Here is a 12895-nt window from a genome sequence, read left to right on the forward strand (position 1 = left end):
ATGGCCTGGTGGCTCAGCTGGTTAGAGCGCCGCCCTGTCACGGCGGAGGTCGTGGGTTCGAACCCCATCCGGGTCGTTTACAATTATATATTGTAGGTATTTGATATGGGATCTTAGCTCAGCTGGGAGAGCATCTGCCTTACAAGCAGAGGGTCACAGGTTCGAGCCCTGTAGGTCCCATTTATATGCCGACATGGCTCAATGGCAGAGCAGCTGATTTGTAATCAGCAGGTTGTTGGTTCGACTCCGACTGTCGGCTTTTTATTAACAATAATATCTTGGTTGGAAGGCTAGGGTTATTGTTAATTTAATTTTATATGGGTGGATTCCCGAGTGGCCAAAGGGGACAGACTGTAAATCTGCTGGCACTGCCTTCGAAGGTTCGAATCCTTCTCCGCCCATTTGATGAATAATCTTCATCATATATGAATACAATAGTTATAGATGACGCGGGGTAGAGCAGCTCGGAAGCTCGTCGGGCTCATAACCCGAAGGTCACAGGTTCAAATCCTGTCCCCGCTACTTTGCCTAGATAGCTCAGTCGGTAGAGCAGAGGACTGAAAATCCTCGTGTCACTGGTTCGATTCCGGTTCTAGGCACTTATTTATACCATAGGTATTACGTTATGTAGTATCTATGGTTTTTTTGTATCCCAATAATAAATAACAGTAAATAAAAGATGAGAGTGTAACAATAAATTGGAATGGAGATAAGAGTATAAAGATGAATTTAGATAAAACGGGAAAATCGGATAAAACAGGAACTACAAATAAGGATATTAAATATGATGATATATTATTGAATGGCAATGCAGGAACTACAAATAAAAATTCAGGCATTAAACCGAATGTTAAATATAATGATATATTGTCTAAGTTAGATAAATATAAAGATGAAAATATAGTACCTATGCATATGCCGGGGGCTAAGAGAAATAAAGAATTAATTGAGTTATATATGGGTGATATGGGAAATCCATATGAGAAAGATATAACGGAGATTAATGGTTTTGATAATATGCACAATGCCGAAACTATTATTAAAGATGCGTTTGATGAGGCGGCGGAGCTTTATGGAGCTGATGAGAGCTGGTATCTGGTAAATGGAAGCACTGCAGGTAATATGTCGGCAATATGCGGAGTTACCCATAAAAATGATGTTGTTATAATGGCAAGAAACTGTCATATATCAGTTTATAATGCAGTTATCCTCAATGAACTGAATCCTGTGTATATTTATCCAGAATATGATGAGGAATATGGGTATTATAAGGGGATAACATTAAAAGAAATTAAGGACATTGTGGATAAATACAGCTCAGACCATGACAGAAATGATATTAAAGCCGTGATACTTACATCACCAACTTATGAGGGAAATGTATCTGATATTAAATCAATAGCAGAGTATCTTCATCAATATAATATTCCATTGATTGTTGATGAGGCTCATGGTGCACATTTTAATTTCTCGGAAAGCTTTCCACAGTCAGCAGTTAAGTGTGGAGCTGATATAGTAATTAACAGTGTGCATAAGACACTTCCATCGCTTACACAGACAGCGATTATGCATATTAATTATGGAATAGTTGATGTAGAACGCATAAGAAGGTATTGGAATATATACCAGTCGACAAGCCCATCGTATATATTAATGTCTTCCATAGCAAGAAGCTTAAGCATTGTTAAGAATGACGGTGATAAATTATTTGCTGAATATGTTGATAAGCTCACTATTTTAAGAAATGGATTGTCAGAATTAAAGCACATCAGGTTAATAAATACAGACGACATATCAAAGCTTGTATTAGGATATAAAGATGCAAAATGGTTATATGACACTTTATTTTATAAATATAAAATCCAGCTTGAAATGTCATCTATAAAGTATGTGATAGCGATGACATCAATATTTGACTCGCAGGAGTATTATGATAGATTTCTTGCGGCATTAAAAGAGATAGACGAAGAATTAGATAATAGAGTTCTTGCGGCATTAAAAGAGATAGACGAAGAATTAGATAATAGAGTTCTTGCGGCATTAAAGGAGATAGACGAAGAAATAGATGAGAGTAGGAGTAAATATAATAATAGAAGTAAAGATGAGATTTTAATTAATGATGAGGATAATGGTAATAAGATAAATATTGACGATTTCAGGGATGAGCAGACTTTAACAATTGCGGAAGCATTTAACAGGCGGGATTTATCAGGTTGTGATGAAATTCAGATGAATAATGAGAAGATATATGGTAAGATAAGTGGAGAGTCAGTGTATGTATATCCACCGGGAATACCGATATTATGTCCGGGAGAGGTTATTACACGAAAGATTATTGCAATACTTCAGGCGGCTGGTGAGGCAGGTCTGGAGGTTGTAGGTGTAAAAGAAGGAGCTTTGTTATGCCTGAGATAGCATTTTTAATGGGAAAAAGTTCAAGTGGTAAAGATAATATATTTAAGGCTTTAGTTGGTGATAAGGAGCTAAATCTTAAGACTGTTATTATGTATACAACAAGACCTATGAGAGCTGGAGAAAAAGAAGGTGTAGAGTATTATTATGTAGATAATGAGAAGGCATTGGAGCTTGAAGCGGCGGATAAAGTAATAGAGATGCGGATATATAACACAGTGTATGGAGAGTGGAAGTATTTTACAGTTGATGATGGGCAGATCAGGCTTGGAAGCGGTGACAAGTACATTGTTATAGGTACTATTGAGGCTTACAATAAATTTTGTGCATACTTTGGAAAAGATGCAATATTACCGATATATATAGAAGTCGATGATGGAATAAGGCTTATGAGAGCTATCAACAGGGAACAGAAGCAGGAAGTACCACAGTATGAGGAAATGTGCAGGCGTTTTCTTGCAGACAGTAAAGATTTCTCGGAGGAAAAGATTAAGGAAGCCGGAATTAATCAGAGATTTAGCAACGATGGAACAATAGAGGATTGTATAAGGGACATCAAAGAGGCAATTAAACAGCAGCTTTTATAAATGCAGTAAGAGTGAGTTGGCTTGAATTGTATTAATGATATTTATATGATACAATTACATAATGGTGGACACGAAAGAGAGTAAAGTTATGGATATAAAGATTAATGATATACAGACATCATCTTCAGTTCAGCAGGTGAAGAATACAGAGAGTACGGACAGTAGTTTTAAGTTTACTCTTATTAGTAATATAGAAGAAAAGGATCTTCAGGAAAAGCTTGGCAGTATGATGGAACAGATTACTGAGCAGGGTGAGAAGATTGCAAAGCATATGGATATTAAGGATATGCGAAAGTACAGGGAGCTTGTTAAGGGGTTTCTTAATGAGGTTGTTAACCGTTCCCATAAGTTCTCAAGAGAGAACTTTCTTGATAGACGAGGCAGACACAGAGTATATGGTATTGTTAAACTTGTGGATAAGAATCTTGATGAGCTGGCAGGAGAACTTGTTAAAGAAGAGAAAAATCATCTTGAGATTGTAGGAAGAATTGATGATATCAGGGGTTTATTGCTTGATATATCAGCATAAGATTGGAGTATATAATGAGCACATTTTCAGATATTTATGGATACGATACAATTAAAGAGCATTTACAGAACGCAATTAAATTAGATAAGGTATCACACGCTTACATTATCAATGGAGGGCTTGGTGCTGGAAAGAAGATGATTGCCAAGATATTTGCAAAAGCATTACAGTGTGAGGCAGAAGGCGATAATAAGCCTTGTAATAAATGTCATTCCTGTATACAGACAGAGTCAGGCAATCAGCCTGATATAATATGGGTACGACACGAGAAGCCTGCAAGTATAGGTGTAGATGATGTAAGAGATCAGATAATATCAGATATGCTTATTAAACCATACTCAAGCCGTTATAAGATATACATTATAGATGAGGCTGAGAAGCTTACAGTGCAGGCACAGAATGCACTTCTTAAGACTATAGAAGAGCCACCAGCGTATGGTATTGTTATATTTCTTACGACTAACGCAGACATTTTCTTACAGACTATTATATCAAGATGTGTGCTTCTTGATTTAAAGCCATTAAAGGAAAGCGTAGTTATGGATTATCTTAAGGATAACTATGACGTGTCAGAATATGAACGTAAGTTTGCGGCTGATTTTGCACAGGGTAAGATTGGACGTGCTAAGACTATTATAGAAAGTACGGAATTCGCACATTTAAAGAATGATGTTATGCACGTTATCAAGAATGTGAAGGATATGACGGCGGCAGACATAATGGCAGTTGTTAAAGATGTGACTAATTACAAGCTTACAATAGACGATTATCTTGATCTTATGGCTATGTGGTTCAGGGACGTGCTTATGTTTAAGAGTACTAATGATACGAATTATCTAATATTTAGTGATGAGATTTCGCTTATCAAATCGCAGGCTGAGGTTATGTCATACGAAGGAATTCAGGATATACTTAATTCTATAGATAAAGTAAAGGTAAGACTTAAGGCCAATGTTAATTTTGACTTATGCATAGAACTTCTTATTATGGCTATGAAAGAGGATATGTAGGCAGTTAGTGAATAATTGGCTGATGTTAGGAATTAATATTTGGCAGGATTGGAGATTAAAAATAGATGACTAAAGTTGTTGGTGTTAGATTCAGGCAGGTGGGCAAAATATATTTCTTTGCACCGGGACAGTATAATGTTGAGGTTGGTCAGCACGTTATTGTTGAAACAGCAAGAGGAATTGAGTATGGCCACGTTGTTCTTGGTGAAAGAGAGGTTGAGGATTCAGCAGTTGTACAGCCGCTTAAGGCTATTATCAGAATATCGACACCTGATGATGATGAAAGGGAAGCTAAGAACAGGGAAAAGGAAAAAGAAGCGTATAAGATATGTCTTGAGAAGATTAAGAAGCATAATCTTGAAATGAAGCTTATAAAGGTTGAGTATACATTTGACAATAATAAAGTATTGTTCTACTTTACAGCGGATGGAAGAATTGATTTCAGAGAGCTTGTAAAGGATCTGGCAGCAGTATTTAAGACAAGAATTGAACTTCGTCAGATTGGTGTAAGAGATGAAACTAAGATATTAGGCGGAATTGGTTCTTGTGGAAGACCATTGTGCTGTGCAACATATATGCCAGAGTTCATACCAGTGTCAATTAAGATGGCAAAGGAACAGAATTTATCGCTTAATCCATCAAAGATATCGGGTGTGTGTGGAAGACTTATGTGCTGTCTTAAGAATGAGCAGGAAACTTACGAGGAGCTTAACAGCAACCTTCCTAATGTGGGAGATTATGTTACTACACCTGAGAAGTTAAAGGGTGAGGTATCAAGCGTTAATGTGTTAAGACAGCTTGTTAAGGTAATTGTCACACTTGATGGAGATGAGAAAGAGATAAGAGAGTATCCTGTTGCTGAGCTTAGATTTAAGCCTAAGAGAAGAAACGACAGAATGAATATAGATGATAAAGAGTTAAAAGAACTCGAAGAGCTTGAGAAAAAGGAAGGAAAAGCCCATATTAATGATGACTGATGCTAAGATTAATGCAGGTATTAATGCCAATGAGAGAATTGATGACTTATGCAGGGATAATCTCAGACTAATCCAGAATACAGATGTGTTCTGTTTTGGAATGGATGCTGTGTTGTTGTCTACATTTGCGAAGGCCGGAAAGAACCAGAAGGTGCTTGATATGGGTACTGGAAATGGTGTAATACCAATTCTTATGCAGGCGAAAAATCCAGGCAGTATGTATACAGGCTTGGAAATTCAGGATATCAGTTATGACCTTGCTGTCAGAAATGTTGAACTTAATAGTCTGTCAGACAAGGTTAATATTGTAAAAGGTGATATTAAAGAAGCTTCACATATTTTAGGTGGGGCTTCTTTTAATGTGGTTACAAGCAATCCACCATATATGAATGAAAATCACGGAATTGTTAATCCTGAGAGTGCCAAGGCAATCGCAAGACACGAGCTTCTATGCAGTCTTGAGGACGTTGTAAGGGAAGCTTCAAAGTGCCTTAAGGTTAAGGGACATATGTATATGGTTCACAGACCATCAAGACTTGTAGATATATTTACTTCTATGAAGAATAACCACCTTGAGCCAAAGCGTATAAGGCTTGTGTATCCGCATATAGATAAGCCAGCTAATATGGTGCTTATAGAGGCGGTAAAGGGCGGACGTTCACAGCTTATAGTGGAAGAACCACTTATTGTATACAATAGCGATGGAAGTTACACGGAAGAACTTTTAAAAATGTACAATTAGTATGAATTTAAGAGAGGAGCAGTATGGAAGATAATATTACAGATATTGATTATGATAGTGTGCAGGCACTTGAAGAATTTAATGGCTCTCATAATAATAGCGGAGTTGGGCAGTTATATTTGTGTGCAACTCCGATTGGTAATCTTGAGGATATTACGTTCAGGGTGTTAAGGATATTAAAGGAAGTTGATATTATTGCGGCGGAGGATACGAGAAACAGCATAAAGCTGCTTAATCATTTTGAGATTAATACGCCGATGACAAGCTATCATGAATATAACAAGTATGATAAGGCAAAGGTGCTTGTTGAGAAGATGCTTAAAGGAATGTCAGTCGCTGTAATAACTGATGCTGGAACACCTGGAATATCTGACCCGGGAGAGGAGCTTGTAAGGCAGGCACTTGCATCAGGAATTAAGGTATCATCAGTTCCTGGTGCGGCAGCGTGTATAACGGCACTTACAATGTCGGGACAGGCAACAAGACGTTTTGCATTTGAAGCATTTCTTCCGGCGGACAAGAATGAGCGTAAAGACATATTAAAAGAGCTTGAAGATGAAACAAGAACAATGATTATATACGAAGCTCCACACAGGCTTTTAAAGACACTTAAAGAGCTTTCTGAGGTGTTAGGAGGAAGCAGGGCAGTTACTATATGCAAGGAACTTACCAAACGCTATGAGAATAGTATGGTTACAACGCTTGCAGAGGCGTGCAGTTATTATGAGAATAACCAGCCAAGGGGCGAGTATGTTCTTGTAATTGCTGGAAAAGACAGAAATGAGCTTAAAGAGGAAGCACAGGCACAGTGGCTTACTATGTCTGAGCAGGAACACGTTGATATGTATATAGCACAGGGACTTGATAAAAAAGAGGCTATGAAGGCAGCAGCCAGGGACAGGGGCGTATCTAAGAGGGATATATATAATAAGCTTCTGGGAAATTAGTTCTTAAAAGAAAAAATGTTACACAAATGTTAAAAACTTATATAAAAGAGTGATTAAAAGAGAGTCTTAGCTAAAATAAATTTAAGAGTAAATTTTAAAATTATAGGTGGAGTGGTACAAATCCCCTTCTTTGTCAGATAATATTTCTGGTAAGGAAGGGGATTTCTTATCTTCTAATCTTCTATTGTATGTTCATTGATAATTGCCTTAATGGCCTTATAAAGGTAAGGCTTGAGCCTGTCAATATCAGCTGGTTCTTTGTAAAGGATTGAGCTGTAGCATGTTGAGCTTATAAGCTCGACAATCATAAACAGCATAATCTCGGGCTCGTTGAGGTTAAGACCAGAGTCTTCAAGCATTTCATAGTAGATATCTTTAAAATTAATGTCGTCATCAGCGACATTGGTTGTAAGAGCCTCTTTAAATATTCCCCACGACAGGTTCTTTGATATAAATGTAAGAAGTGTCTGGTTGGTGTTAAGCACATTAATTATGTGGTCAGCAATAAATATAATCTCCTCAGTAAATGTAATTGTAAACGAATGGTCATTAATCTGCTGTTCTTTTATATGAAGCTCTAATGCACTCACTGCATTTTTAAAGAGCTTGCTTGCCTCGTGAGAAACGAGCTTATTTCTTATATCATATTTATCTTTGAAATACAGATAAAAAGTTCCCTTGGCAATTCCAGCTTTCTGTGAAATCTCGGCAATTGATGTCTTGGAAACACCCTGCGTTGTAAAGAGCTTAAAAGCTGTATCTAAGAGGGAAGTCCTTTTCTGTTGTTTGTTGTTCTCAAGTTTTCCCATAAAATCTCCAATCTAATGCAGGCATAATATTAGTTGTTCTGTCAATTAATATTCTACCATGTTGAAAATAAAAAATCTATAAAAAAATGACTTTTAGTCATTTTGAGTATTGACTATCGGTCATTTTGTGCTAGAATAACACTTGCAAAGAAAATGACCAAAAGTCATATTTGAGAGATCACGGTCATATGTATTGAATTGATAATAAATGTAATTAATTAAGAGAGTTATTAATTATTGAGAGGTTATCAGTCCAATCAAAGTAAAATTACGTCGCAGACGTAGAAATGAGGCGAGTTATGGAAAAGTTTGGAAAAGTAATTGTTAAACTCAGAATTCCAATTCTTATTCTGAGTTTCCTGCTTCTTATTCCATCTGCAATCGGATACTTTAATACAAGAGTTAATTACGATATTCTGTATTATCTTCCGAATGAGATAGAGACTATGCAGGGTCAGGACATTCTTATGGATGACTTCAATAAGGGTGCATACGCGATGGTCGTTGTCCAGAATATGGATACGAAGTCTACTGACAGACTTATTAAGAAGGTAGAGAATGTAGACCACGTTGCACAGGTTATTTCTTACACAGGAATAGTTGGTGAAGATGTTCCATCTGAGATTGTTCCATCAAAATTCAGAAAGTATTTCGAGAATGACAGCACAGATACAACTTTATTTGCAATATTCTTCGATAATACAACTTCAAGTGATGATACTATGAATGCTATCATACAGATAAGAGAGCAGACAGAGGGTCAGGCCTTTATAAGTGGTATGTCAGCAGTAGTTACGGATACTAAGAATCTTTCGGAGAAAGAGACACCACTTTATGTACTTATAGCAGTAGTTCTTGTATGTATCGTGCTTGCTATATTTATGGATTCATTTCTTGTACCAGTATTCTTTATGATAAGTATAGGAATGGCAATTGTATACAACCTGGGTTCTAACATTTTATTAGGTGAGGTTTCATATATAACTAAAGCTCTTGCGGCTGTACTTCAGTTAGGTGTTACACTGGATTATTCAATCTTCTTATGGCACAGCTACAAGGAAATGAAGGAAATATATCCGGATGACCACAAGGAAGCGATGGCAGTTGCCATTAGTAATACACTTACATCCGTAGTTGGTTCTTCTATAACAACAGTTGCAGGTTTCATTGCACTTTGCTTTATGAGCTTCACACTTGGTCTTGACCTTGGTATCGTTATGGCAAAGGGTGTTGTATTCGGTGTTATCGGTTGTGTAACAATCCTTCCATCATTGATACTTACATTTGACAGGGCATTAGAGAAGACAATGCATCGTGAGATTATGCCAAACTTCGATAAGCTTGCTACATTTATAGTAAACCACTCATGGATATTTGTAATTGTCTTTGTTGTATTATTAGGACCTGCTATATATGGACAGAATCATACATCAGTATATTATGATTTGTCTGATACACTTCCAGATGACCTTGCCTGCTCACAGGCTAATAAGAAGCTGGAAGAAAACTTTGATATGAATTCAATCTATATGATACTTGCTGACTCTAGTATGTCTACAGATACAGCTAACGAAATGCTTGATAAGTTAGGTGATGTAGACGGTGTACAGTTCGCACTCGGACTTGACACAGCACTTAAGTCTGGTATTCCACAGGAATTCTTACCGGCTAAGACAGTATCAGAGCTTAAGGGTGAAGATTATCAGATAATGATGATTGCTACAGATTACAAAATAGCATCAGATGAAATTAACAATCAGATTAGTAAGGTGAATGATATTGTAAAGTCTTACGATTCTAAGGCAATGGTAGTTGGTGAAGCTCCTTGTACCAAGGATCTTATCACTATAACAGATAAGGACTTTAAGACAGTCAGTGCGGTATCAATAGTAGCTATATTTGTTATTATCCTGTTCGTACTTAAATCAATATCGCTTCCAATTATACTTGTTTCAGCAATCGAATTTGCTATCTTTGTTAATATGGGTATTCCATATTTTACGCATACACAGATACCATTTATTGCATCAGTAGTTATCGGTACTATCCAGCTTGGTGCAACAGTCGATTATGCTATTCTTATGACAACAAGATATAAGAAGGAAAGAAGCCAGGGATACGCTAAGAAGGAAGCAATCCAGATAGCTCTTTCAACATCAATACCATCAATTATTGTTAGTGCGCTTGGTTTCTTTGCCGCAACATTTGGTGTTGGATGTATAGCTTCAGTTGATATGATTGGTTCGCTTTGTACACTTATGGCGCGTGGTGCAATTATAAGTATGTTCGTAGTTATCTTCATACTTCCATCATTGTTTGTATTATGTGATAAGCTCATTATCAATACAAGTATAGGATTTAAGCCTAAGAAGAATCAGGATATGTAATCAGAAAGATGTATGAACGGGTCAAAGGTGTATATGCCGTAACAGATATAAGAATATATCAGGAAGTAAGAAAATGGAGGAATAGTTATGGTTAAGAAGACTTTATTTAAATATAGTTCAGTATTATTAAGTGTTGTTCTTATTGCTTCAACACTTACAGGCTGTGGCACTAGCACAGCATATAATCAGACAGGCAGTGAGGTTGCAATAAGCAGTGAGGCTGCTTCTAATACAGAGAATATTATAACAAATGCTATTAAGAACGAGCTTTCAATATCAAATACAAGTACATTAAAGACAAATACAAGAGACGAGATGGTATATGTATTTGATAAGGCAGACGGAACTCAGGATCACGTTCTTGTAACAGAAAAGGTTACTGATTCTAAGGGCGAAACAACAACTAACCAGAGCACATCTGATAAGACTGCTCCTGTTTCAATAAAGGTTACTTACAAGTTAAATGGTGTTGAAACTAAGCCAGAAGATATGATTGGCAAGAGTGGTAAGGTTACTATCAGATATGACTATACTAACAATGAGAAGAAGAATATAACAGTTAATGGAAAGTCACAGACAGCTTATGTTCCATTTACTATGATTACAGGAACACTTCTTCCAACAGATAAGTTCAGTAATGTAGAAGTTACTAACGGCAAGGTAAGCAAGGTTGGCGATAATATCATTGCACTTGGTATGGCTATGCCAGGCTTAAAGGATACTTTAAACCTTAAGTTTGATGGTGAAAGCCTTGATATGGATATTCCAGAATACTTTGAAATATCAGCAGATGTAGAGGATTTCGAGCTTGATATGTCTATGTCAGTTGCTACAACAAGCACACTTAATGATATAGATACAGATGATTTCTCACTTGCTAAGCTTGAAGATAAGATGAATGAGCTTCAGTCAGCAGCTGACCAGCTTACAGATGGAACAGTTACTCTCCAGAATGGTACACAGACACTTTCTGACAGTATTCCAGCACTTACAGATGGCGTGAACCAGTTAAATGATGGTGCAAGCCAGCTTAAAGATGGTATCTATGCTTATACAGATGGTGCTACAGCTCTGGCAGCAGGTGCAGGACAGCTTAAGGATGGTATCAGTGCATACACAGCAGGAGCTAACCAGCTTGGTGCAGGTGCAGGACAGTTACAGTCAGGTTTAAAGACTTATACTGATGGTGTAGGAGCACTTAATGCAGGTTCAGGCACATTACAGAGTGGTCTTTCAACATATACAGGCGGTGTTGCCAGTGCGGCAGCAGGTGCAGTTTCATTACAGACAGGTTTAAAGGCTTATACAGATGGTGTTGCTAGTGCAGAGGCAGGAGCTTCACAATTAAATGAAGGAATAAAGAGCATTAAGACAGCACTTATTGGAAATGTTGTTAAGGAACTTGCAGCTAATTCAACAGCTTATAAGATGAATTCTGTAGCAGACTCAACAGGAAAGACTGTTATGGAGCAGGCAGCTGATTTACAGAAATTAGGAACAGCATTAGGCCTTAGTGATGTAACTATAGCAACAGACCTTAGTAATCTGGGTAAGAAGAGCAGTAGTGAGGCAGCAACAGATATATCGACTTATTTTGTAAAGTATCTTACAGCTTATACAACTAATATAATAACAGAGACATATACAGAAGCTGTGACAAGCGGTAAGCCATATACTCCACAGGTATCACAGGCTGGTTCAAAGGATTATGTATATGCTAACCAGTTAGGACTTCTTATTAAGGCTGCTGGTAATATAGGTGCTTCAAGTGCATTAGATGCAGTTGTTAGCAATCTTAGCAATAATGAAACTATTAATGCAGCATTAAAGCAGCTTACAGATGGAAGCCAGTCATTAACAGACGGACTTGGTGAACTTGTTAAGAATAACGATACACTTAACGCAGGTGCATCACAGCTTAATGCAGGACTTGCACAGCTTAGTGGTAACAATGATACACTTAATGGTGGTATAGCACAGATAAGTGCAGGACTTGCACAGCTTAGCGATAACAATGATACACTTAATGGTGGTATAGCACAGATAAGCGCAGGACTTGCACAGCTTAACGACAATAATGATACACTTAACGGTGGTATTGAACAGATTGCAGGCGGTTTCAGCACACTTAATTCTAACAACGAAGCTTTAAGAAGTGGTTCTACACAGCTTGCTGATGGAACATCAACACTTAAGTCATCTTCTGTAACTTTAGCAGATGGTGTAACACAGCTTAATGATGGTGCTATAACACTTAAAGATGGTATGGCAGAATTCAATGAGACAGGTATTAAAGCTATTACAAGTCTTGTTGGTGATGATGCTGATACAGCAGTAGATACAATCAAGGAAGTAATCAAGCTTGGTCAGAATTACAACACATTCCTTGGTAAGTCAGATGGTAAGGATAATTCAGTAACGTTTATATATAAGACAGCTGAATTAACTAAATAAGCTTACTTTTCCAAAACTCTCATATATAAATTATGCCGGCC

10 protein-coding genes and 6 tRNA genes are annotated in these 12895 nt (G+C 37.2%); 15 read left to right on the forward strand and 1 reads right to left on the reverse strand.

Annotated features, from left to right (window positions below; translation table 11 throughout):
* The first annotated feature begins 2 nt into the window (after positions 1-2).
* The 13 genes from BM157_RS09820 to rsmI all read left to right on the forward strand — a co-directional run bounded on the left by BM157_RS09820 (position 3) and on the right by rsmI (position 7204).
* Positions 3-76: transfer RNA gene (locus BM157_RS09820), tRNA-Asp, on the forward strand.
* Positions 77-107: 31 nt separating this feature from the next.
* Positions 108-180, forward strand: a tRNA-Val gene (locus tag BM157_RS09825).
* A 7-nt stretch (positions 181-187) separates the two neighbouring features.
* A tRNA-Thr gene (locus tag BM157_RS09830) sits at positions 188-259 on the forward strand.
* 60 nt (positions 260-319) lie between these two features.
* Positions 320-401, forward strand: a tRNA-Tyr gene (locus tag BM157_RS09835).
* Between the two features lie 47 nt (positions 402-448).
* Positions 449-522 (forward strand) — tRNA-Met (locus tag BM157_RS09840).
* Positions 523-526: 4 nt separating this feature from the next.
* A tRNA-Phe gene (locus BM157_RS09845) sits at positions 527-599 on the forward strand.
* A gap of 124 nt (positions 600-723) precedes the next feature.
* Positions 724-2415: an aminotransferase class I/II-fold pyridoxal phosphate-dependent enzyme gene (locus BM157_RS09850; protein WP_090140931.1), complete on the forward strand. Its 1692-nt coding sequence runs from the start codon at positions 724-726 to the stop codon at positions 2413-2415.
* Positions 2403-2999, forward strand: a complete 597-nt coding sequence (locus BM157_RS09855; protein WP_055176729.1) for a nucleoside/nucleotide kinase family protein — start codon at positions 2403-2405, stop codon at positions 2997-2999. Before BM157_RS09850 ends, BM157_RS09855 begins: the two co-directional genes overlap by 13 nt.
* An 88-nt stretch (positions 3000-3087) precedes the next feature.
* Positions 3088-3528: a YaaR family protein gene (locus tag BM157_RS09860; protein WP_022501530.1), complete on the forward strand. Its 441-nt coding sequence runs from the start codon at positions 3088-3090 to the stop codon at positions 3526-3528.
* A gap of 14 nt (positions 3529-3542) precedes the next feature.
* Positions 3543-4538: a DNA polymerase III subunit gene (locus BM157_RS09865; RefSeq protein WP_055176733.1), complete on the forward strand. Its 996-nt coding sequence runs from the start codon at positions 3543-3545 to the stop codon at positions 4536-4538.
* Between the two features lie 65 nt (positions 4539-4603).
* Positions 4604-5515: a PSP1 domain-containing protein gene (locus tag BM157_RS09870; RefSeq protein ID WP_055176736.1), complete on the forward strand. Its 912-nt coding sequence runs from the start codon at positions 4604-4606 to the stop codon at positions 5513-5515.
* On the forward strand, positions 5505-6257 hold the full coding sequence (locus BM157_RS09875; protein ID WP_242854161.1) for a tRNA1(Val) (adenine(37)-N6)-methyltransferase: 753 nt from the start codon (positions 5505-5507) through the stop codon (positions 6255-6257). The genes BM157_RS09870 and BM157_RS09875 overlap by 11 nt, the downstream gene beginning before the upstream one ends.
* 23 nt (positions 6258-6280) lie before the next feature.
* Positions 6281-7204 carry a 16S rRNA (cytidine(1402)-2'-O)-methyltransferase gene (rsmI, locus tag BM157_RS09880; protein ID WP_022501526.1) on the forward strand — a complete coding sequence of 308 codons (924 nt, stop codon included), beginning with the start codon at positions 6281-6283 and terminating at the stop codon, positions 7202-7204.
* Between the two features lie 173 nt (positions 7205-7377).
* Here the strand turns inward: rsmI and BM157_RS09885 are convergent, their stop codons facing one another.
* On the reverse strand, positions 7378-8013 hold the full coding sequence (locus tag BM157_RS09885) for a TetR/AcrR family transcriptional regulator (RefSeq protein WP_055306935.1): 636 nt from the start codon (positions 8011-8013) through the stop codon (positions 7378-7380).
* Positions 8014-8312: 299 nt separating this feature from the next.
* Here BM157_RS09885 and BM157_RS09890 point away from each other — a divergent pair, with 299 nt between their 5' ends.
* Positions 8313-10400, forward strand: a complete 2088-nt coding sequence (locus BM157_RS09890; protein ID WP_055176741.1) for an efflux RND transporter permease subunit — start codon at positions 8313-8315, stop codon at positions 10398-10400.
* A gap of 87 nt (positions 10401-10487) precedes the next feature.
* Entirely contained in the window at positions 10488-12854 is a 2367-nt protein-coding gene (locus tag BM157_RS09895) for a YhgE/Pip domain-containing protein (RefSeq protein WP_055176744.1), read from the forward strand.
* The last annotated feature ends 41 nt before the right edge of the window (positions 12855-12895 follow it).

Source organism: [Lactobacillus] rogosae (assembly GCA_900112995.1).
Lineage (GTDB): Bacteria > Bacillota > Clostridia > Lachnospirales > Lachnospiraceae > Lachnospira > Lachnospira rogosae.